General features: G+C 60.7%; 1 protein-coding gene. It reads right to left on the bottom strand.

Going from position 1 to position 219, the window contains the following annotated elements; genetic code table 11:
- The coding region (locus H6B10_RS17255) for a hypothetical protein (RefSeq protein ID WP_204652543.1) at positions 1-219 on the bottom strand (219 nt) is incomplete at both ends.

Here is a 219-nt window from a genome sequence, read left to right as displayed (position 1 = left end):
TGGGTCTGCTGGAGCTGAGAGAAATACTTGGTCACGGCGCTGCCCAGAATACTGACTGCCAACAGTCCCAGCGCCTGCCACGCCGTGGCAGAGCCGGTTTTTCCATCCAGCAGACCCACGCCGGGTACTTCATGGCGGCCAATAAGCGCGTGGCCATCGGGCAGCGGATGAAATCCGTCCCCATGGGCTACTTCAACGACAACAGCCTGGGAGAGCTCA

It is taken from the genome of Gemmiger formicilis (assembly GCF_016901605.1).
In the GTDB taxonomy this organism is placed as follows: domain Bacteria; phylum Bacillota; class Clostridia; order Oscillospirales; family Ruminococcaceae; genus Gemmiger; species Gemmiger formicilis_B.
This window is presented reverse-complemented; position numbering and strand designations above follow the sequence as displayed.